The organism is Brasilonema angustatum (genome assembly GCF_059505445.1).
This window is the reverse complement of record NZ_JCACKO010000001.1, coordinates 66,711-89,965: the sequence shown is the minus strand read 5'-3', so window position 1 is coordinate 89,965 and position 23,255 is coordinate 66,711. Positions and strand designations below refer to the sequence as shown.

17 protein-coding genes are annotated in these 23,255 nt (G+C 42.4%); 9 read left to right on the top strand and 8 right to left on the bottom strand.

What is annotated here, in order from left to right; translation table 11 throughout:
- The 6 genes from AC5JM2_RS00380 to hemB all read left to right on the top strand — a co-directional run.
- Positions 1-4,745 (top strand): HEAT repeat domain-containing protein (locus AC5JM2_RS00380; protein WP_495832937.1); only part of this gene is annotated, 4,745 nt, incomplete at its 5' end.
- The gene (locus AC5JM2_RS00375) at positions 4,700-5,905 is read left to right on the top strand and encodes an ATP-binding protein (protein WP_495832936.1); all 1,206 of its coding nucleotides are present in this window, start codon (positions 4,700-4,702) and stop codon (positions 5,903-5,905) included. The genes AC5JM2_RS00380 and AC5JM2_RS00375, both read left to right, overlap by 46 nt.
- A gap of 460 nt (positions 5,906-6,365) precedes the next feature.
- Complete coding sequence (locus AC5JM2_RS00370) at positions 6,366-7,145, top strand: GTP-binding protein (protein WP_495832935.1); 780 nt, start codon at positions 6,366-6,368, stop codon at positions 7,143-7,145.
- Positions 7,142-7,954, top strand: coding sequence for a metallophosphoesterase family protein (locus tag AC5JM2_RS00365; RefSeq protein WP_495832934.1), 813 nt, complete (start codon positions 7,142-7,144; stop codon positions 7,952-7,954). Before AC5JM2_RS00370 ends, AC5JM2_RS00365 begins: the two co-directional genes overlap by 4 nt.
- Positions 7,955-8,460: 506 nt before the next feature.
- Entirely contained in the window at positions 8,461-9,216 is a 756-nt protein-coding gene (locus AC5JM2_RS00360) for a metallophosphatase (RefSeq protein WP_495832933.1), read from the top strand.
- A 340-nt stretch (positions 9,217-9,556) separates the two neighbouring features.
- Positions 9,557-10,600, top strand: coding sequence for a porphobilinogen synthase (gene hemB, locus AC5JM2_RS00355; RefSeq protein WP_495832932.1), 1,044 nt, complete (start codon positions 9,557-9,559; stop codon positions 10,598-10,600).
- Positions 10,601-10,700: 100 nt separating this feature from the next.
- On the opposite strand, the gene AC5JM2_RS00350 is transcribed toward hemB, so the two are convergent.
- From AC5JM2_RS00350 to modB, 5 genes are all read right to left on the bottom strand, one after another.
- Complete coding sequence (locus AC5JM2_RS00350) at positions 10,701-11,072, bottom strand: hypothetical protein (RefSeq protein WP_495832931.1); 372 nt, start codon at positions 11,070-11,072, stop codon at positions 10,701-10,703.
- Between the two features lie 597 nt (positions 11,073-11,669).
- On the bottom strand, positions 11,670-12,950 hold the full coding sequence (locus AC5JM2_RS00345; protein ID WP_495832930.1) for a pentapeptide repeat-containing protein: 1,281 nt from the start codon (positions 12,948-12,950) through the stop codon (positions 11,670-11,672).
- A 45-nt stretch (positions 12,951-12,995) separates the two neighbouring features.
- The gene (locus AC5JM2_RS00340; protein WP_495832929.1) at positions 12,996-13,325 is read right to left on the bottom strand and encodes a histidine phosphatase family protein; all 330 of its coding nucleotides are present in this window, start codon (positions 13,323-13,325) and stop codon (positions 12,996-12,998) included.
- A 1,335-nt stretch (positions 13,326-14,660) separates the two neighbouring features.
- Positions 14,661-14,870 (bottom strand): TOBE domain-containing protein, encoded by a 210-nt coding sequence (locus AC5JM2_RS00335; RefSeq protein WP_210613927.1) that lies wholly within the window; start codon positions 14,868-14,870, stop codon positions 14,661-14,663.
- A 187-nt stretch (positions 14,871-15,057) separates the two neighbouring features.
- Entirely contained in the window at positions 15,058-16,878 is a 1,821-nt protein-coding gene (gene modB, locus AC5JM2_RS00330; RefSeq protein WP_495832928.1) for a molybdate ABC transporter permease subunit, read from the bottom strand.
- Between the two features lie 374 nt (positions 16,879-17,252).
- Between modB and AC5JM2_RS00325 the strand changes: the two genes are divergently transcribed.
- Positions 17,253-17,669: a hypothetical protein gene (locus AC5JM2_RS00325; protein WP_495832927.1), complete on the top strand. Its 417-nt coding sequence runs from the start codon at positions 17,253-17,255 to the stop codon at positions 17,667-17,669.
- A gap of 184 nt (positions 17,670-17,853) precedes the next feature.
- Here AC5JM2_RS00325 and AC5JM2_RS00320 read toward each other — a convergent pair whose 3' ends face one another.
- Positions 17,854-18,072, bottom strand: coding sequence for a hypothetical protein (locus AC5JM2_RS00320; RefSeq protein WP_495832926.1), 219 nt, complete (start codon positions 18,070-18,072; stop codon positions 17,854-17,856).
- A 325-nt stretch (positions 18,073-18,397) separates the two neighbouring features.
- Here AC5JM2_RS00320 and AC5JM2_RS00315 point away from each other — a divergent pair, with 325 nt between their 5' ends.
- Both AC5JM2_RS00315 and AC5JM2_RS00310 read left to right on the top strand, forming a co-directional pair.
- Positions 18,398-18,664 (top strand): hypothetical protein, encoded by a 267-nt coding sequence (locus tag AC5JM2_RS00315; protein ID WP_495832925.1) that lies wholly within the window; start codon positions 18,398-18,400, stop codon positions 18,662-18,664.
- A 29-nt stretch (positions 18,665-18,693) separates the two neighbouring features.
- Complete coding sequence (locus AC5JM2_RS00310; RefSeq protein ID WP_495832924.1) at positions 18,694-18,846, top strand: hypothetical protein; 153 nt, start codon at positions 18,694-18,696, stop codon at positions 18,844-18,846.
- Positions 18,847-19,127: 281 nt separating this feature from the next.
- Here AC5JM2_RS00310 and gntT read toward each other — a convergent pair whose 3' ends face one another.
- Both gntT and lepA read right to left on the bottom strand, forming a co-directional pair.
- A complete protein-coding gene (gene gntT, locus AC5JM2_RS00305; protein ID WP_495832923.1) occupies positions 19,128-20,483 on the bottom strand; it encodes a guanitoxin biosynthesis MATE family efflux transporter GntT in 1,356 nt (451 codons plus the stop codon).
- Positions 20,484-21,016: 533 nt separating this feature from the next.
- A complete protein-coding gene (gene lepA, locus AC5JM2_RS00300) occupies positions 21,017-22,828 on the bottom strand; it encodes a translation elongation factor 4 (RefSeq protein WP_495832922.1) in 1,812 nt (603 codons plus the stop codon).
- Positions 22,829-23,255 lie beyond the last annotated feature (427 nt).

Here is a 23,255-nt window from a genome sequence, read left to right as displayed (position 1 = left end):
ATAAAACCGTTGACTCTTCTGTTCGTTACAGTGCAGCACAAGCTTTGGGGAATTTCGGGGAAGCTGCCAAACCCTACGTCAAAGACATCGCCGACTTCCTCAAAAATAAAACCGTTGACTCTTCTGTTCGTTACAGTGCAGCACAAGCTTTGGGGAATTTCGGGGAAGCTGCCAAACCCTACGTCAAAGACATCCTCGACTTCCTCAAAGATAAAACCGTTGACTCTTCTGTTCGTTACAGTGCAGCAGAAGCTTTGCGGAATTTCGGGGAAGCTGCCAAACCCTACGTCAAAGACATCCTCGACATCCTCAAAGATAAAACCGTTGAGTCTCAAGTTCGTTCCAGTGCAGCAGAAGCTTTGGGGAATTTGGGCGATGATGCCAAACCCTACGTCAAAGACATCGCCGACATCCTCAAAGATAAAACCGTTGACTCTTCTGTTCGTTCCAGTGCAGCACAAGCTTTGCGGAATTTGGGCGATGCAGCCAAACCCTACGTCAAAGACATCCTCGACTTCCTCAAAAATAAAACCGTTGAGTCTCAAGTTCGTTCCAGTGCAGCACAAGCTTTGGGGGATTTCGGGGAAGCTGCCAAACCCTACGTCAAAGACATCGCCGACTTCCTCAAAAATAAAACCGTTGACTCTTCTGTTCGTTACAGTGCAGCACAAGCTTTGGGGAATTTGGGGGAAGCTGCCAAACTCTACGTCAAAGACATCCTCGACTTCCTCAAAGATAAAACCGTTGAGTCTCAAGTTCGTTCCAGTGCAGCACAAGTTTTGGGGAAAATCAGAAAACTGGAGTTCAATGAGATAGTTATCATTCTAGATAATGTCTATTACGATGGTCAGTCATACATTCCAGAATGGCGCTTTCTCACCTATTTCCTTGGGGGTGGTACTGATGAGGTGAAAACTCTGCTAAAGTGGCTTGGTTATCCTCAAGCAATTCCCACTCAACTCAAATACAAAAATGGCAAATACACACTGAACGTGTTTCTTAAAGCTTGGAACAATAGTCACGAGTTGAAACTATTACAAGAAAACTTAGCACAGCAGATTGGAGTCGTTGCTAAAAAAGTTTCAGATTGGAAATGGAAAGATATTAAACTACTTCAAGATCACTACAATAATCTTAAAGGTAGATACAACGAAGCTGACACGGTGAAGTCAGTCATAGATAATTTAGAATTTTGGAAGTGGTTTTTCCTTGCCAGAAACATCATCCTGACTCACCTTGCGATTTGGCTTCTCCTCATTATTGCCTATCCCAAATCTCCCCAAGTTCAGCCAATTTTCTGGAACCCGTGGTTACGGCGCATTCTCGGTTTTGGCTATATCGGCTTACTCCTGACTTGGGTTCCTTTCCTGCGTCGCCGACTGTTTGAACCATTCACACCGATCTTGCTAGCAGATGCGGGATTAGACAATTTCAAAGAACAAACTTACTTTCCAGAGTCTGGCGTTGTAGAGACGTTGCATGCAACGTCTCTACACCAGAATACGGATGAAATTCGACCAATTACAGAAGTGATTCCTAGCATAAAAGGGCAAATCGTCTTAGAAGGCGACTCTGGTTTAGGCAAGTCGATGTTTCTGCGCCATTTGGTGAAAACCTCCCAGCGAACAGTCGTCTTTCTACCCGCGCAAAAGTGTGACAATGGCGTGATTCCTGCAATTTACGCCAAGCTGGAAGGACAGGTACATGATGCCAAATTCCTGAGAAACCTAATTTACTATGGAGCTATAGACATCTGCATCGACGGACTCAATGAAGTCACTGCTGACACACGAGCAAAAGTCTCTCAGTTTGTGGAAAGCTATTTCCGGGGCAACATTATTATGACGACTCAGCCGTTGGATTGGATACCCCCCTCAACGGCGAAGAAATATGAATTGCAGCCGTTGGAACGTGAGCAAATACAGCAGTTTTTGATGTCTCGTCAGCAGAACCTCACCCTGCGCGATCATGCATCCCTCTCCGAACTCCGGAACCTCACCCTGCGCAATCGGGCATCCCTCTCCTTGGTAAGGAGAGGGTTAACCCTGAGCGAAGCCGAAGGGAAAGATTTTCGCTCTGCGAAAAGCGAGGGTGAGGTGAAAAGCAACCGGAACCTCACCCAGCGCGATCGCCTATCTCTCTGGTTAGTCCGGAACCTCACCCTGCCCTATCGGGCATCCCTCTCCTTATTAAGGAGAGGGAAAGATTTTCGCGAAGTGAAAAGCGAGAATGAGGTTTTGAACAACCGGAACCTCACCCAGCGCGATCGGGCATCCCTCTCCTTACTAAGGAGAGGGAAAGATTTTAGCGAAGCTAAAAGCGAGGGTGAGGTTCAAAGCGAGGGTGAGGTTCAAAGCGAGACGCCTGTAGACGATAAGGAATTCCAAGATTACGAGCAAGCTTGCTCTCGCTACATAGCAGAAGCTTTCAACGATCAACAATCCCCAGAAGATTTAGCCGCAGCCAAGCGAATTCTTTCCAACCCAATGGATTTAACGCTGGTTGCCCTGATGCTATCACAAGGTAAACAACCAGATTTGTTTCGCCTGCAAGAACAACAATATCAACTCATGGCGGCAGAATACCTGCGAGAATGGAAACATGAATTTCCACTCAAGAAGTTTTCGCAAGCAGTTTACCAGATGCGGCTTAACGACGAAAGCGCTATTCCTGCTGATGATTTTAGACAAGAATTAATCAGTATGGAAGATGAAAAATATAAGATGGTTGTCAGCCGTCAGTGGGAAGATGCTGAGGGAGAACCACTGAAAAACTGGTACTTTCGCCACGACAAAATTATGGAATTCTTCCTGGTGCAAAACTTTCTCGGCGAAAGTGAAGAAGTCCAAGAGCGTGTTATTCAACACATTAGTGAGCCGCGTTTTCGCGGCGTTTACTTACTGCTGGCAACTTTACTGCCTTTGGGTGCAGCCTTAGAACTGCGAGAAAAATTAATCGAATACGCCGCAAACACCAAAGACCATACACTAAGTGATACTTTTGTCCAGTTATTTAACTTACGTTTTCCACAACAATTGACACAAGACGGTGCATTCAAGCGACTGTTACAACAACAAGAACAGAAAAAGAAATGTTTGGATTTAGTCACTCAGTTTTTCAAACCAGTAGATGCAAAAATAAAACGTGAGAACTTACAGCACTTAACAATCGAAACTATCGAAGGTAGTCTCAGCCCCTACGCGCCTTTACCAGTTTTGCTAACTGTGGATACGCCAACTGACAAAGATGTTATCCAACTTGTTGAAATCTCTGAAAAATTAGTTTTGGATAACCGAGAGAGAATTGGTATTCTTTTCTATAAAGTTTCTCCTGACACCACAGCGAGAATGGAAACGGCAAAGGTACGTTTACGCGATCATTTTGTCCTGATTCCAATTCCTCTTGCACAAGTAGAACAAGCGCTACCAAACCAAGACGAGTGCAGAGGATTGCTGGAAGAGTATTGCGATCGCTACCTCCAACGTGCTGACTTCTTCGATGACAGAAACGCCATTAGCGACACATTTTCTTTCTTTGGGCGCACAGAATTATTGCAGCGCTTGGCAGAAAAACTGCTGAGATTTCAGGGAGTTGGCTTGTTTGGGTTACGCAAGTCTGGCAAAACTTCTGTGCTACTCCAGTTAGGTTTCATGCTGCGCGAACACCCAGTCATACACATTGACCTTCAACGCTATGGAGGTTCTCGCTACTACGGTGCTGCTTTATTTAACGATATCCTCCAGCGTCTGTCTACCCTAGAAAATCAGGTTCAACTTCCACAATTTCAGCCATTTCCACCAGATAAACCAGCCGCAGAATTAACTGGAGAATTTATTCAACGGGTGATTGACTTTGTAAGTGCAATCCAGCAGAATAAAAACTATAAGCTGCCCATACTGTGCTTTTTAGACGAAGTAGAACGAATTATCCCCACTCCAGAAGACTCGCGGGAAAAAGCAGAAGAATTTAATGCTTGTTTTGGGGCGTTACGAGTTTTGTCTCAAGAACAGCGTCAACTGTCAATTCTCGTCGCTGATGTGCATCCAGATTGCAATCGCATCAACTCGTGGACGCAACCAGGAGTTGCAACGAATCCGGTTTTTAGCTTCTTCAAAGAAGTCTTTCTCCCTCCTTTTTCTGAGGATGAGACGAAAGACATGCTGATCAATATCGGTAAACTGATGGCGTTGGAGTTTGATGAAGTCACTCCCAGACAAATTCATCGCCAAAGCGGTGGACATCCATTTGTCTCTCGTCAACTGGCTCGCTTTTTAACAGAAAAGATAAATAAAAATCAAGATAAAAATCCAAAGTCTTCTGAAAGTGGAAATATGCTCATTGAATGGGCAATGGTAGAACCTTATCTAGAGAAAACCTTGACTCAGAAAGGCGAATTGAAAAATTATTTAGAAAAAAGCATTTGGGAAGATTTAGAAAAACGTGACTTTGAAGTGGCGATCGCCCTCCTGCGAGTCATCGCCTGTAACGAAAATTTGAGCAATGGTATCCCAGAAAAAGCATTACTCAACCAACTCAGTTCTGATTTCACCGCAAACCAATCTTTAGATGCTTGCTTGTGGCTGACAAATGTAGGATTGTTGTATGACGAAGAATTAAACCATCAAGATTTCTACCAAATCCGGATTCCACTCTTATCGCGGTGGATTCAAATGCAGATGACAGAGGAGGAGATAAAACAATGCAGAATTTCTCAGGAGAACGCCCGTTTGACAACTTCCGAGTAGCAATTACAGATCCTTCCCACTTTTTCGGACGCAGCGAATTGCTAAACACCATGCTTAAATCGCCCTTTCAAGTGCGAATTCTCCTGGCTGGAAGACGTTTGGGTAAAACAAGTGCTTTGCGTGCGATCGAGTGGAATTTGCTAAATCCAAATACAGGGAATTCCCGACGCGCATTCCCTGTACTCATCAACTTACAGTTAGAACAACCCAAAGACTTAGACAATCTGCGTTATCTCCTCATAGCCAGACTCCGGGAAGCGATCGAACGCTGGAGAGAAGTTCCTCTGGCTGGTATTCGGCAAATGTACCACGAATTTCTCACTCAAGTCAAAAGTGGCGAAGTCACTCTTAGCTTTCTCAAACAGTTGAATATCAAGTTTAACATCAACAATCCCGACCACGAACAACGTTTAAATAACGATAGCTTCCGCTTGGCTTTCCTGAAAACTATCGAGGAACTCCGCAAGTTAAATTTTCAAGGTGTCTGCTTTCTCATCGATGGCGCTGAGTTTATTGTCCGCCAAAATTGGGCAAGTGATGCTTGGTCATACCTGCGAGGATTGAAAGATACCGACACTGCGATCAAACCTTTTTTAGGTCTTTTGCTCTCAGGCTATCGAGATTTGAAGGAATATCAGCAGCGTGTTGGTTCGCCATTATTAAATATAGCAGAAATTGAATGGTTAACTCCCTTAAGCGAGGAAGAAACGCAAAAATTGATAGGCGATCGCACAGAACAAGAACAAATTTCTTTAACTCAGGAAAAAATTGACTCTATTATTGAATGGTCAGGATGTCATCCCTATCTCATCCAACAAACCCTCAATATTATCTTCGATAATCATCAGCAAACCGAGTCCTGCACTAATCTTATTAACAGATTATTACAGTATCACGACAAAGACTTTTCCTCCTGGTGGAATGCAGAACAACATTCTGGTTGCTTCGGCGAAACTGAACGAACAGTTTATCAAGCCCTAGTTAAGAACAAAAAAGGAACTTCAAAAACTTTGGCACAGTGTACTGGTTTAAGTCGAGGAGAAGTCGCAGATTCTCTAGAAGTCATTGCTGGTACTGGTGTCATTCGGCTGTTGGATGACGAACATTATGCTGTAGGTTCTCTACTGTTCGAGGAATGGGTGACACAACAAACGCCTTAAGCTTATATTTATTGATTTAATTAAGAATAGTCATACACATATTATTAAGGTTATCTTGTTTTCTCATTCTCGACTTTAAGCAGAAACAGAACTTATATCAGTTCTGTTGAAACACTCATCATTACCAACCCGCGTGAAACCCCACCCCGGTTTTGTCTAACGCCAAAACCTCCCCTCCCCTTAGCAACTATGGTGTACACACAAGTCTTATAACGTTGTCCTACAGGCATTTGATCCCCCCAACCCCCCTTGAAAAGGGGGGCAAGAAACTCTGAAAGTCCCCTTTTTTAAGGGGGATTTAGGGGGATCTACGACGATTTTGGTTTTGTAATAAAGATCTGTATACACCGTAGCTCCTTAGCAAGGGGTGAGGTTCACAGATCGCCCAAATCATAACTAATCAACCAGACTTGATATTATTTCTACCTCTTTCTTGCTTAATAACGATTATCATTATTATATGACTATACCCAAAATTACTGTTGTCGCAGGTTCAGCAGGCGCAGGAAAGACCACTTGGATTACTCAACAAATAGCTTGTAGTGGTGTCACTACGAGTCATATCTTGTATTTCAGTCCTGGAGTTGGGAATGTTCCCATCGATCAAACCCGCCTGAACAGCGAATATCCTGCTGTTAAAGTCTTTAAAGATGGAGAAGAAGTTGAGTTCCTCAGACACTTACCCTCAGCAGATGCTGTTTATATCGAACTGAGATTTTATTTAGAACTGAATGCTGTAGCACCAATACTGGATAATTTATCGTACCGTGCGATCGCTATTTTGCCACCGCATCTCCAAGACTCTGAGTATCATGCTTGGGCAGATGAAATTATACTAGGAGCAGCAACGAATAGCAGTATTACCACTACCCAGCTATGGCGCGTCCCAACTACTGGTCAAGTTATCGACGAAGATAGCTTGGAGGAGTTTTGGTACGAAATGACTCACGGTGCTTACGGTCAAGTCAGCCGCGCTAAGGGAATTTTTGATGTTGGAGATGGGCGATCGCTTTATGCTGATTTCGCCGCAGGCGTTCCATCAACCGATTTTCTAGAATTAGACTTACCCCGCCACTTGGAAAATAGACCCCAACGTTTCAGTGGGATAGAAGTGTCAGGACAAAACTTAGACGAAGTGGCGATCAGGCAAACTTTAGAAGATTGCTGTTTGTCAGACGCTGCAATTTGGCAATACCAACAACAGGTAAAACAAGTTCTACTTGAGGAGATAGAAGCATGAAAATAGCAGTCATGTCATGTATTCATAGCAACTATGAAGCCTTGGATGCTGTCTTGCTGGATATTGACAAGCACTCATGCGAAAAAATTTATTGTCTTGGTGATTTGGTAGGATATGGTCCTTATCCTAATGAAGTGGTGGCGCAAATTCGTTCGTTAAATATTCCTACCGTCGCTGGTTGTTGGGATGAGGATATTGTCGAAGGATTGAATTCTTGCGAGTGCAGTTTTCCTTCCCTTTTAGCCGAGAAGCGGGGAAAAATCGCTCACGAGTGGACAAACAAGGAAATTCTTCCAGATAACCGCGAATTTCTCGCCCAATTACCCGATACTTTCCGTGAAGGAAACATGGCGTTTGTTCACGGTAGTCCTCACAGCAACCACGAGTACTTGTTACCAGAACTCGATGCTTTTGTGGCACTAGAGCGCGTACTTTCCACAGAGAGTGATGTGCTATTTTGTGGTCATACTCATGTGCCTTATGTGCGTAACCTCGATGCAGGAAGTTTACAGGTGCGTACCAAAAGTGAAAATTGTGAAGAAGAGGAAAGGTTCTTTACAGCACCCTTGAAAAAGATTGTGAATGTGGGTTCGGTAGGAGAACCTCGACATGGAAGACCTCATGCAACTTATGTTATTTACGATACTGACACTCAAGAAGTGATGTTACGAGAAGTACCCTACGATTATCAGAAAACTGTAAGAGGGATTATTGAAAAGGGTTTACCTGCGATTTTTGCTTGGCGTTTAGCGCAGGGAATGGAGTTTGCAGAACGTGCAGATGATCCAAGCCATGTGTGTACAAGGTGATGGGGAAACAAGGGAGATAGTTCAGATCTTGCACCATACTTTTCGTCCGCCAAGAAATAAATTTCTTGGCTCAAAGTCCAAGTCCGTTAAAACTCCTAACTTGCACATTTTAGAACCGTTATACAGTAAGGCTTTGAGAAATCTTATAAAAATGTGCTTGTTTCATATTTTGCGGGAGCGTTAATCGCGCCCGTTGGGCGCTCACATCTTGCACCAGTTGCGTTATTGCAATTTTTGTAAGGTGGGCACTGCCTAGAGTTCGCTCAAAACCTTATTTTTCCGTTGTGGACAGTGCCCACCCTACGGTTATTGAAAATGGTGCAAGATCTCAGTTAAAACGGACTGGGTAGTTTTTCAGTCCGTTTTAACGGACTTGGGTTATTAGCCTTGAACTTCAGTTCAAGGCGTATCAGTCGGAGGTGCAAGATCTGAGGATAGGGGAGACAAGGGAGTGAATAACCACCAACAACTAACTAACAACAACCAAGAATAAATCCAAAATTGATATGAAGTGGGCAATTTTAAGTGGAATTGAAGGAAATTTGGCAGCTTATGAAGCCGTGATGGCAGATATTAAGCGTCAGAGTCGTTTTGTGCAGGCATTATATATTCTCGGTGATTTGGTCGGACCAACGAAAGAATCTGAACAACTGGTGGAACGAGTGCGTAACCCCCGACTTGGTGAATTAGAACCGCTTGTGTGTAAGGGATGGTGGGAAGAACAGTGTTTGATTTTGCATGGGCTTGGTGCGACTGGGGAACCCATAGAGTTAATGGAGAAGTATGGGGGAGAAAGTGTGAAGTTACTGTGGGATAGTGTTTCCCGTCAGACAGTACAATGGTTGCAAAACCTTGATTTTGGTTTTTTTGAGTTGGATTGTTTGTTAATTCATGGCACAACAGTCTCTGTGAGTGAAGAACTTACACTTCTAACTCCACCCATCCAAATGTTGGATAGATTATCGCGGATGCAAGCCAATAACCTATTTTGTGGTCGTTCTGGTTTGACTTTTCAATATCAACTAGAAGCAGGTTCTATCACCACACAAGTTACAACCCTCGATAGTCAAACTTCGCCTAGAACTATCAACGTTTCGTCGCGTCAAGTGGTTGGCGTGGGGAATGTAGGACGCACTCCTGGGGAAGCAACCTATACCCTCTACAACCCAAACACAAACCAAGTGGAATTCCGGACTGTCCGCTATGGAGAAAAAAAGGGTTTTGGAGTCAATAAGAAGGGGTGTAGGGGGGTAGGGGTGTAAGGGTGTATGGGTGTAGGGGGACATTGACACCAAGATGATTTTTAAACAGCTTTATATCAAATCCGCTTAATTACTTATAATTCCTGTTTTACCTCACCCCAACTCTCACGCCAGATGCTACAACGGGGGGAACCCCAACGCCAGATGCCTACGGAGGGAAACCCTCCTGCAGCACTGGCTCCGCAACGCACTGGCTCTCCTTATTAAGGAGAGGGTGCCGTAGGCGGGTGAGGTTCCTCGTTTTTATAAATGTTTACCCTTTGGTGGTTCTACCTGAAAGCAAAAAAAGCTGCATGAAAACGATTATCATTATTTAGCAGAACAATTATTATTCACTCCCATGTCATCAGAAAATCCTTCTGCTAATAACACTGCACCTACAGCTACAACGCTGATTCATCGCCCTCGTCGCCTGCGTCGCACTGCTACCTTACGTCGCATGGTGCAAGAAACAACGCTGACTGTCGATGACCTCATTTATCCCATGTTTGTCATGGAAGGTGAGGAACAGAAAATGGAAATTAGCTCCATGCCTGGGTGTTATCGATATACTTTAGATTTACTGGTTAAAGAAATAGCAGAGGTGTGGCGACTGGGGGTAGGAGCTGTTGCACTCTTCCCTGTCATACCAGAAGTAAACAAAGACGACATGGGTAGTGAAAGCTACAACCCAGAAGGATTGGTACAGCGAACTGTCAAGGCTATTAAAGAAGCTGTGCCAGGTATCCTAGTAATTACCGATATTGCGCTTGACCCTTTTACGACTCACGGTCACGATGGTATTGTTGATCAAAACGGCGTTATTCTCAATGACCCCACAGTCGAAGTCTTGGTGAAAATGGCACTTTCACAAGCTGCTGCAGGGTCAGATATGGTTGCACCTTCTGACATGATGGATGGTAGGGTAGGGGCTATTCGTAAAGCACTCGATGCGGAAGGATACATAGATGTGCGGATTTTGGCATACTCTGCAAAATACGCCTCTGCTTATTATGGTCCATTTCGGGATGCGTTGGATTCTGCACCAAAATTTGGGGATAAAAAGACTTATCAAATGGACGCCGCAAATGCTAGAGAAGCTATCAAAGAAGTAGCGCTGGATATTGCCGAAGGTGCAGACATCGTGATGGTAAAGCCTGCTTTAGCATATTTAGACATTATCCGCCAAGTTAAAGATTACACGCAATTACCTGTAGCTGCTTATAACGTCAGCGGTGAATATGCCATGATTAAAGCCGCAGCTCAAATGGGCTGGATTGATGAGAAAAGAGTCATTTTAGAAACTTTGACTAGTATGAAACGGGCGGGTGCTGATTTGATTTTGACTTACTTTGCCAAAGAAGTTGCGTTGATATTGGCTAACAGAAGAGCATTTTTGTTTTAGTAGCAACCAGCTTTGACACCACAATCAGCGCCTGTGATATCCTCCCCGCGAGTTTGGGGAGAATATTTTCCTTGATTGTTAGTTATAAAGAAGATAATTTTTAATATGTAAAAGCTCCTTTTTCTTGAAGTATTAGTTTTTTCCCTTGATAAACTTGTAAAGTGCCGTCTGTTGTCACCCGATAAAGATATTCGTTATTGCGAAACTGATAACCCAGAAAGCGACTTGGTGTGATACCATCTGCACCAGTTGTGTGCATTGTTTTGCCAGTCAGACGAATCGATTTACCTGTTCTTAAATCCTTTCCAAAGTATGTAACATTGTTGCAAGTTACATTTCCTTCTGGACAGTTTCTAGTAATTACAACGTTGAAATTTTTCGTTTTTAAAGTTTCAGCATGCGCTGCTTGAGTCCACAAAGTAGCAAGTGGTAACAAAGCAAGCAATGCAGCATATTTTTTGAAGTTTAACATTTTATGTTGTCTATAGCAATCCTAAATCATTTGTAAAAAATCACAGTTGTTGATACTCTGAACAAAATCAGGTGAAGGCGCAGAAAAAACCAATGAATTAGCCCGAAAATTGTAGTAAATACACATAAGCGTGTAGAGTGCCAACGGGTATCTGGAAAACGCTTCGCTTTCAGCCGTCAACCAACCTCTGCCCTGGAATTAAGTTCTAGGTGTTGCAATAAGGGTGATCGCCAGGGCAGAAGTCGCCGCGTCTGAATTCCCAGATACCCTTAATTGTAAAAAGTCTTTGGGATATTACTATAAAAATCCGTCTGTAAAATTCCGAGTTTACTCGCTGAGGGTGTAGGTCTTGAGTCACTCCGAACCTTGGAGGAGGGGACTTGTTTCTCGATTGTTACTCACCCCTATCATAAAAGAGTTCAAGGTTACTCTAGGTTTTCACCTTGGATAGCTTATGAATTCAGCTACCAACGAATCACACTTCCATATCCCGTGAAAAGTCAGGTTGGTCACCAGAGTAAGAGTTATCCTCTATTTTTAGCTCTAGAAAAAAGTAAAATCTATACCCTGGCAAAGTATATAAGCTATACTGTGCAATTAATTTTGAGAGCGATATTTTGAACCATCAGACATAATTGCACCTTCTAGAAAAGCACTGCTAAGTTCAGCATTGCTCACTTTAGTATTTTTGAGATTGGCACCATTTAAATAGGCTCTCTCCAGATTAGCACCACTCAAGTTAGCATCTTTCAAATTAGCACCATTCAAGTTAGCATTACTTAAATCTGCACAAATCAAATTAGCATGACTTAAGTTGGCACTATTAAGATTAGCCTGAGTCAGGTTAGCAAAACCCAATTTTGCAGAACTCAAATTGGCACCACTAAGTTTAGCCTGACTAAGATTAGCATTATCTAAATTGGCATAGCTGAGATTGGCATTTGTCAAATCGCTTTCCATTAAATTGGCTTTACTCAGATTGGCTTGAGAGAGATTAATATCTACCAACTCTGCACCAGAAGCATCCAAACCTCTGAGAGAAACACCGTCTTCATTCAAATCTTGGAGTGCTAAAATTCTGGCATAACTAACTTTAACATTGTGTGCGGCATCAACTGTACTCCAAGCTTGGTAGTGAAATTGTTTGCGGCGATCTGGAGTTTCCTTAATGAATAAAACTAACGCCACCACCAAACTAACACTGTCAGCAGCACCTAAAGCCTCTCCCAGCACAGAATTATCATCAACAATTACAACAACTATCGTAAACAAGACTGCTGCAACTATAGCGATTAACCACGTTGGTGCTATCCAGAAAGCATCAATAAGTTTATGAGAAATTTGTTTGAAAACTTGATTAAATGGCTGTGCTAATATTTTGGTCTGAAACTGTAAAGTTACAGGTTGTTCAGCTTGAACAGGTTTTGCTAAAATTGTGGAGTTCTGTGCTTGATCAACTTTAGGCGAAGATTCTTTCCCTGCACCTTTTAACATCAATGCAGTAATAGCTGTAAAAGCATCTAACCAAGCTTTTTTGACTTCAGGAGTCCAATGTTGTTGGAGATACTGCTCAAATGTCACCAGTAGGGCTTCCCTCACTGGTCTATAATATTTTGGAATAATTCCATAGCCAACGTGTCTAGCCCCTAGAGCTTTGAGAACTGGTTCTAAAGCTTCTGGGTTGCGGATATTTTCTACTATCAAAACAAGAGAATTTAACAATTTTTTCTCTTGGCTTTTCATATCTGTTTTAGTAAACAGTGGTTTTAGTTCTGGGTTAGCCTTAAAAAGGTTTTCGTAGAAGCTGGCTGCAAATTCATCGGCGTGGAGTTTAACTTTTTCAAAACTTTGTTCTAAAACTTCAATGTTTAAAGTCATACTTTTCAATCCGCTTACCCTGCTGTGTTTGCCCTGCCTTGCAAATTATGTTGTTACTGGGGATGCAGCAGCAGAGACAACGTTAAGATTGGCAACCAACCCATACGTTGATACATAGTCTTCTAACTCTTGAGAGACATATACTGCATCAAACTTCACACCTTTTTTCTTAATGTCAACACCTGCACGGCGTGCCTGCAACCTACCAAAAGCGGTCAGGTCAACATCCAGTACTCCTGCAAAAATGTTACGTTCGTTGCTGGTGCTTTCACCATGTCGAATAAAATAGGCACGTCCTGGATAATCATCCTTTTGTGCTACTTTGTCAGACCCATTTGAAGACAGACTAGTAGTAGAATTATTAGTTTTTTCCATAAATCACATTTTATAAATCAGGTTTCTTTTAAAAGAAAACTATTGGTATAGCAATCCTAAATCATTTTTAAAAAATCACAGTTGTTGATAGAGTTCATTCAGGCGAACCCAGATCCCAGAAAATTAAAACGGGCACTTGCTGTACAAATGGTGATGCAAAACTATAACCATTCAAAAATTAGAAATATTTTAGGAGCTAGTTATCATCGTTCTGCTGAATTTAAAGCTTATTTAGATACTCTTAATCAAGAGTTAAATGAATCGGAATGGAAAGTTACTTGTATACGAGAGTGCACCTAATGACCCAACGCAAAATCCTGTAGAGGACATCTGGTTGTATGCTAAAAACTTTATTAGAGAGTTTTACCACTTATGCAAATCATTTTCTCATATTAAAAGATTCTTTGAACTCGTTACTCATCATCAAGTTTTTGACTTTCCGAAAATATTTATGTATGGCTCACTTTTTTCACCGCTTCTGCACGAATTTTTATAGTATAGCCGTTGCCAGGTAGATTAGGACATGAACTAATGAGAAAATACGGATATCACCAGACTTTCACACCCCTGTTAAGCGTTAAGCGTTCCTTGCTATATGTCCTAATAGAGTTGGCGACAGCTATAATATCCCAAATACTTTTTACAATTAAGGGTATCTGGGAATTCAGACGCGGCGACTTCTGCCCTGGCGATCACCCTTATTGCAACACCTAGAACTTAATTCCAGGGCAGAGGTTGGTTGACGGCTGAAAGCGAAGCGTTTTCCAGATACCCGTTGGCACTCTACACGCTTATGTGTATTTACTACAATTTTCGGGCTAATTCATTGGTTTTTTCTGCGCCTTCACCTGATTTTGTTCAGAGTATCAACAACTGTGATTTTTTACAAATGATTTAGGATTGCTATAGGAATCCGGTTTGATTTGGTGAATTGACAAAGTAGAGGTAGGGAACGCTTATACCATTTCTCTGTAAACTTGCGCTTAATATTCCCTCACACTAGAAGTGTGGGGCTATACGAACATAGACGCCGGAGGCGGCTTCCCGGAGGGTAGCCCGCCTGCGCGGGCTAAATTAAAATCATCTTCATGGAGAATTGGTATTAACAGGGAACATCCGAACGCTTAACATCAACTGTACTGAATTCCGTTCAAAAATCAAATAGGAATCCTATATATCAATAAATTTAGTAGTTGTTTGATAGATACACATTGATTGAGCCAATTCCGAAAAAAATATGCTCTCAAGACAATAAAAATGCTAAAAGCCCAGTCACCATGACTGGGCTTTCAATATAAGCTTTAGATCATTGAGAACTCTCTCAAAGAAAACTTGCTAGTCAACAGCAACCATAACATCTGATGATTTGATGATAGTGTATGCCTGTTTTCCTTCTTCCAGTTGAAGCTTTTGGGCTGAACCCTTGGTGATAATTGCTACTACATCGACTCCTGGCGCAACCTCTAACGTTACCTCGGTGTTCACAGAACCTTCCACAACTTTTTTGACAGTCCCTTTGAGGGCGTTACGAGCACTAACTTGCATCTTTTAATATCCCCTGTATCGTCTTGACTGACTGATCATAGCACTATCGCACTATCATCTCAAATCAACCTTTTCAGTACTGATTTTACGATTTTTTTAACTTAAATTTAACTCAAATACACAGTATATTTTCGGTTTCTTTATAAGGAGTTACGGGGTTCGTGCTCCTAAAAACTTTTGTTGTACTTCATTGCATCAAAATTAGCCTTAAAGGGTCTAAACGCACATACCAAGGCATCGGTTGGTCTTTGAGAGTTGCCCATTTCTCCTTAAACACCTCAGCTTGCAAGTGGTAATCATTGTTGTTGGTAGATGGGTGATGGAGCTTAAGAAACAGCGTCATTCGGTGTGGAGTTTCACTCGTTCTCACTAGCCAGCAAGGAAAGGTATTTTCCTGATTCGGTTTGTCTGTAATAATGATTTGATGGGCACGAATCCCAACATTGGACAAAGCATCTGGGATAGGTTCAATCACACTCAGGGTACAACCCCAATCACTTGCTTGCACTTGCCCTGATGTGCTACCAACAGCACTTGAGAAGTTTTTACATCCTGTTAATTGAGCAACACCAACAGTAGCGGGGTGTTCAAAAATATCATATTTAGTGCCGTAATGAACTGCTTTTCCTTTCTCTAGAACAAGCAAATTCGGACAAACCCGATATGCTTCTTCCATATTGTGGGTGACAAATAAAGTCACACCTTCGTAAGAAGATAATGTTGCTACCATTTGCTGTTCGAGTTGGCTACGCAAGTGGGTATCTAGTGCAGAAAATGGCTCATCCAACAATAGTACTTCTGGTTGATTTGCTAAGGCTCTTGCTAATGCAACTCTTTGCTGCTGTCCTCCGGAAAGCTGATGCGGATAGCGCTGGGAATATCCTTCGAGCTGAACTGTGATGAGTTGGGTTTCAACAAGTTGTCGAATAGCTGTAGCAGAAAGCCCTTTAGGTAAGCCAAAGGCAATATTCTGTCCTACAGTCATATGCGGGAACAAAGCGTAATTCTGCACTAAAAAACCAACACGGCGATCGCGCGGTGGCAAATTAATTCTTTGTCGCGAGTCAAACAACACCCGCCCATTAAGCACAATCCTACCGGAACTTGGTGTTTCTATCCCAGCGATGCAGCGCAAAATCATGCTCTTACCAGCCCCAGATCCTCCCAACAATCCCAAGGGTTGGTTGTCCGCACTAAAACAGACTTTCAAGCTGAAACCAGAAAGCTGTTTTTCAATATCAACAAATAATCCTGAGCCTGTCGAATCCTGATTAGATAAACGGGAAGACGCAATACTATTTTCTCCCCTTGCTTCCCCTGCTCCCCCTACTCCCCCTGCTTCCCTCTTCTTCCCCCGAGTTTCCTGCCAATAGTTAACGGCTACAATCCCAGATAGGGAAATAGCCATGATAGCGAAAGCCCAAAACCAAGCTTCGTTTATTGCCCCCCCTTCCACAGCGAAATAAATTGCCATTGGGATTGTCTGAGTTTGCCCTGGGATATTCCCTGCTAACATCAAGGTTGCACCGAATTCACCCAAAGCACGAGCAAAAGCCAAGGTTGTTGCTGCTAAAATCCCTGGTACCGCTAGAGGTAAACTTATTCGCCAAAATATTGTAGATTCCTTTGCGCCTAAAGTTCTGGCAACTCGCAGAAGATTACTATCGATTTGCTCAAAAGCTGCCAAAGCAGTTCTATACATCAATGGGAAGGCTACTACGGTGGCGGCGATCGCCGCACCATACCAAGTAAAAACAATACTAAAGCCCAAAGGCTCCATAAGTTTCCCAACAGGACCATTTTTGCCAAACAGCAGTAGCAACAAAAAGCCAACGACTGTCGGGGGTAAAATCAGAGGAGCAACGAAGATACCCTCAATCAAAGACTTACCTTTCCCTCGATATCCCAGCATCCAATAGGCAGCAGCAATACCAAGGAAGAAGGTAATAAACGTCGCAAGTAAGGAGGTTTTTAGGGATATCCACAACGGGGAAAGGTCAAGGGGCATAAGTCACCTGAAGTCAGAAGTGTGAAGTATAAAGGATGAAGTGAAGTTCCCACGGACACATCAGCAAGCTTTGTCTTTCACGAAGTTGCAAGTATAAATTTTTCATCCTTTATTTTTTTTGTTATTCTTCTATAATCTCTAATACCAACTTAATCCAAAAAGTTGGTACTGAACAATATCTACAGCAAAATAGTTTTATAAGCCACCGAAAAGGCACAGAGGTCAACTATAGGACATTTGATTTTTGAAAAAAAATCGCTACACCTTCTTCCCTGTTCCCTGTTAAGCGTTCCCTGTTCCTTGTTCCTTGTTCCCTGTTTCCAACTTCTGATTGTTACAATGCTTGCGGAAACTGGTTATAAATTTCAAATCCAATGACTCAACCCATTATTTGGATACACGGAGACTGTCTGAGTCCGCAAAACCCCGGACTCGAAGAATATCCCGAAGCACCCGCCATCTGGGTTTGGGACGATGCTTTGATAGAAGAATGGCAACTGAGTTTGAAACGCCTCGCCTTTATCTACGAATGCTTGCTAGAATTGCCCGTTGTCATTCGTCGTGGCGATGTCGCAAAAGAAGTTTTAGCTTTTGCCAAAGAGCATAATGCCAACAAAGTCGTGACAGCAAACAGTCCTAGTCCCCGGTTTGATGCTATCTGCGATGAAATTGAGCGTTCCGTGGAACTGGAAGTCTTTGAAGTAGAACCGTTTTTTGATTACGACGGCTATATTGATCTCAAGCGCTTCTCCCGCTACTGGAAAGTTGCCCAAAAGTATGTGTTTGATTAGACTTGCCAGACAGAATTTGCAACCATTTTTCAACAAATTCTGGAGCATGCGTGAGTTGAGTTCTACAGAACGCAACTTGGTATTATTTGAGGCAATGAATCATCTTGAATTGGGTGCAAAAGCTTGATCATTCTTGGTCGGTATTTTAATTTCTCTCAACTTGTAAACCTCACCAACCCCATCTTTAATGGATACTCTGTTCAATCACCACATCTAGAAAGTTACCTGTATTTTCCCGTAAAGAAGTATCTACTCCTTTATCGATAGATGCAGTGTTGGTAATGACACACATTGAACTTGCATAAAAGTTTTTAGTATAACAAAGAACAACAATTGTGCCGATAGTTATGGATACAGTCGTCAGATATACAAATTTTTTGTTCAAAGCTTTGGAAAACATCAAGAATGCCCTTTGAAGAGAGGAGTGTATATCGAGGAAATTATGTTTCAGCTAAGCTGAAACATAGCCTAAGATGGATCGTGCTAAACATACATCATCCTATTAAATGACCCGATAGGATGATTTCTGAAAAATTTTGAAAATACGGATATTAGAGCAACACAAGTAACAAACAGCTATTTGTAAAGTAGCTAATCACATTTATTGAAGCTAGAGAGAAAAGTCATGATTTTGCTATGACTTGAGTCACATTTTGATGAGAAAATTATACTATAGTATCTTTATTTAGACTAAAAAGTGAGTTTAAATACTTAAAAGTAACGCAAATATGATTCCAATTTCAACTCTCTTTATCGGGCTTAATGGTTTGATTGCTCTTGTGCTCATCTACATTGTGGTGATGGAACGAACAAGAACACGGCTGTGGCATGGTGAGTCAAAAGAAGATGTGGCGATACAACGCGATCCGCTGATAAATCCAAATGTTGTTGCAGCTACAGTTGAAAAGTTAGCGACAAAAATTATTCCTGCTAAAGTTGAAGACTACAGCGTAAGGTTCGCGCTCATGGGAATTTTGCGGAATATGTGCCGCTAGGATAACTTTTTGTCATTGCTCTTGAGTTAATGCATTCGCCAAATTGGCTAATTTGGTTAGAGGGAGGTGTTCTTACAATAGCCAGAATTGCTCATGCATGGGGTTTAATTACAACTTATGGTCATAGCTGTTGGTCGGGCTACTGGTTTTTTTCTTACCTTGTTTGTCTACATAATTGGTAGCCTAGCTTGTGTTTATTATGGCATTCAAGGTGTTATTTAGTATGTATTTATCGAAGGCTTCCAGTGAGATTCAATATTGGGTTGCCCATTAATTTTATTGACCCAGAGCTTACCAGCTTTAAAGCCATGCTTTTTGTAAAATACGCAAGCTCATATATTGTTTTGTGCGGACATTTCACGTTTAATTAGGTTGAGCTACTAACTGTTTCGATCTGTGACGATAGATCAGCAAAAGGGCAATTTGAGCGCGATAAGCACAAGCTAAAGCCAGAGGCTTATCGCTATAGCTTAGGCAATTCACTGACGCCAGTTGAATGACTTTCAAACATCTCTGGCAACTCGACTCCAAGTAGCACCACTCTTGTTGCCATAAACACTGATGTAGCCAACCACAAAAGATGGTTACTATGAACCGACCATGCCCAAAACGCCACAGGTGCAAATCCCAGTAAACCTGCCGCTAAAGCGGCGTTACGCAGGGATTGCCCTTTTGTTAATCCTGCAAAATACCCCTCCAGAATCCAAGCAATTGAAAAAAAACTCAAGACGAAGAATAACCAAGGTACATAGTGTTTAATTGGCTCAATCAGTTCGGCGTGATTGGTTAACAACCCAAATACAGTCTCAGGTAACAAAACGCACGTTCCAGAAGCAGCAACTCCCACCAACAAACTAGTGAAGAGCGAAATCTGCAATAGAGGCAATAACTGATCATCAGCGGATTGACCTTTAAAATTTCCGGTTAAAGTCTCCGTAGTGAATCCTATTCCTTCAATCAAGTACGCGAGCAGAAATACTACCTGTTGGAGCAAAGCATTTTCTGTTAAAACATCTGTTCCGAAAGTGGCACTGAGATTGAAAAAAATTGTCCAAATGGACATATAAACTAAAGATCTAACCAATAGGTCACTATTGAGGATAAAAGTAGCTTGAAAAGCCGACCATTCCCACAACTTCTGGACTGCTGTTCGCAATTCTTGCCACTGGATAGAGCGGATAGCCAAGATCATACCTACCAATAACGTCAAATACTCGCTAATCGCATGAGACAGTCCAGCCCCTGTACTTCCCAAATCCCACCGCATAATCGAGAAATAGGTCAGCACAATATTAGCGGCGTTGCCAACAGCGGTCAACAGCAACACTTTGCCATTTTGTTCCTGTCCTAGAAACCAGCCAATGATTACGAAATTGAGCAAAACTGCGGGCGCTCCCCAAATCCGGGCGTTAAAATAATCCAGTCCGATAGACTCAACCTCTGGAGAGCCGTTCAATAAATTAAACCCTAGCGCTCCTATAGGGTACTGCAACATAAAGATGAGAACACCCAACACTAAAGCTATGAACCCATTTCGCAGTCCTGCTAGTAATATTGCCTCTTGGTCGTTCCGTCCGACAGCTTGAGATGTTACTGCGGTAGTTGAGATCCGTAAAAAGAGCAAATTCTCGTAGATATAGTTGAATAAAACTGTAGCCAAACTAACTCCTGCTAAATGACGGATTTCGGTGAGATGACCTAAGAATGCAATACCGATCAAACCCGCCAAAGGCTCTGTGAGATTGGAAAAAACATTGATAACCGCCAGTCGATAAAAACGACGGAACAGGTCATGGTTCGCTTTTACATAGTCAAACATATATATAGGAATCCGGTTTGATTTGGTGAACTAACTCGTCAGGGCGCTTAACGCTTAACGCTTAACGCTTAACGCTTAAGAAGCAATAAAGGTGTACGGAGTTTTTTTCAAAAATCAAATACGAGTCCTATAGCAATTCTAAATATTCCTGTAAATTCTCTATGATTTACCTGCTCATAAAAGCGAGTACTAAATATTGTTGGGAAAAATATATAGGATCCCTATTTGATTTTTGTGAAACTAGGTACATCTTTAAATTGCTTGTTAAGCGTTCCCTATATCGCTGTGGGTGTTGAATATTGGGAAATGTCTGGTGCCAAGTTCGATACCAAAGCTGAACAATGTCTTCTACATCCTTTGAGTCATAAAGTCGAATTTTCACCATGTAAAGTCAATATTTTGAAAATGAAACCACAGATAAACACAGATGCACACAGATAAATTATCTGTGATTATCTGCGTCCAAAGCTCGTGCATCTGCGGTTCCAAAACCCCGAACCATCAACAGAGAAACAACAGAGAAAAAGGTAGAGTTACTGCTGATCCAAACGCAGTACTGCCATAAAAGCTTCCTGCGGTACATCCACCGTACCCACAGATTTCATCCGCTTTTTACCTTTGGCTTGCTTCTGCAAGAGTTTCTTCTTCCGGCTAATGTCACCACCGTAACACTTGGCAAGTACGTCTTTCCGCAATGCCGGAATGTGTTCACTGGCAATGACTTTACTACCAATCGATGCTTGAATTGGTACTTTAAATTGATGGCGGGGAATTAACTCTTTGAGTTTTTCTGCCATTGACCGCCCGACGTTGTATGCTTTATCTCTGTGGACAATCATCGCCAAAGAATCCACAGGATCGCCATTAATTAAAATATCGAGCTTGACTAGCGGGTTTTCCCGGTAGCCAATCAGTTTATATTCCATGCTGGCATATCCCCGAGAGCGGGATTTCATTTGATCAAAGAAGTCCGTAACAACTTCTGCCAAGGGCAACTCGTAAGTGAGTGTAGTACGTCCTTGGGTGAGATACTTCATATCTTTGAAGACACCACGTCGATTTTGCGACAACTCCATCAAAGTGCCAACGTAACCTTCTGGCGTAATCATATCCACTTGGACATAGGGTTCTTCGATTTTTTCCCGTTCGTTGGGAGAGGGTAAGTGACTGGGGTTGTCGATGTAAAGTTCTTCGCCTTTGAGAGTGTATACCTTGTAAACTACAGAAGGAGCAGTAATGATTAAGTCGAGGTTGTACTCTCGCTCTAGGCGTTCTTGGACAATTTCCATATGCAGTAAGCCTAAGAAGCCACAGCGGAAACCAAAACCCATCGCGCTAGAAGTTTCTGGTTCAAAGTGCAGTGCTGCATCGTTAAGTTTCAGCTTATCCAAGGCTTCGCGTAAGTCTTCAAATTGGTCAGCATCAATGGGGAACATTCCACAGAAGACCATTGGGTTAGCTTCTGTATAACCAGGCAATGCTTCAGTGGCTTTGGCGTTAGATAAGGTCATTGTATCTCCCACCCGTGCATCAGCTACAGCTTTAATTGCTGCTGCTAAATAACCGACTTCTCCAGCGTGCAGTTCTTCAACCTGCTTTTGAGTGGGAGAAAGCACTCCTAACTCGTCAATTTCGTATTCCTTGTCAGAAGCCAACAGATAAACGCGATCGCCCTTTTTGAGTGTGCCATCCATCACCCGGAAATAAACTATCACTCCCCGGTAACTGTCGTAATAGCTATCAAAAATTAATGCCCGTAGGCGATCGCTCACCGTATTTCGTGGTGCTGGTATGCGCTCAACAACTGCCTCTAAAATATCACCAACACCAATTCCCTCTTTGGCAGAGGCAAGAATTGCATTACTACAATCTAAACCGATAATTTCTTCAATTTCCCCAATGACTCGCTCTGGTTCTGCTCCTGGTAAGTCGATTTTATTTAAAACCGGGATAATTTCCAAGTTATGCTCTAAGGCTAAGTAAACATTTGCCAGAGTTTGAGCTTCCACTCCTTGGGAAGCATCCACTACCAACAGTGCACCTTCGCAAGCAGCAAGACTACGAGATACTTCATACGAAAAATCAACATGCCCAGGAGTATCAATCAAATTCAGTACATACTCCTGACCATCCTTTGCCTTGTAATTCATTCGGGCAGCTTGTAGCTTAATTGTAATGCCGCGCTCTCGTTCCAAATCCATGTTGTCGAGGAACTGTTCTTTCATCTCCCGCTGATCTACAGTGCCTGTCACTTGCAGCAAGCGGTCTGCTAGGGTAGATTTCCCGTGATCAATGTGAGCTATAATACAAAAATTGCGAATACGAGCTGCAGGTACGTCAGTCATATAGTTCTTTGGTTTATCAGCAACAAAGGATAAAAGAGCAATATACTTAACGTATTTTAATGCTTTCTGGGCTAAGACGGTGATATGGGAAGATGAGGAGATGGGAGGAGGCAAGCACGAAAGAAGAAATTTTGACTAAGGACTAAGGACTAAGGACTATTGACTAATGACTACTGACAAATGAATATTAACTTGTAGACTTTTTAATGAAGATATGAAGGTCTATGCATAGCTTATCGTATTTATCCGTTAGGGGCGTACAATAAACAACAAGAAGTACAAAATACGGACTTCATGGGCAACGGCTACCCGCAATCCCCCCACCTCTTGCGGCGGGGGTGTCCTCTTCCCCCGAAAAAGAGGTGCAAAAGCCGCCTTGGTGCTCAAATTCAAGCCCAACGCCTTCTGGCAGAGGTGCTTGACAGGT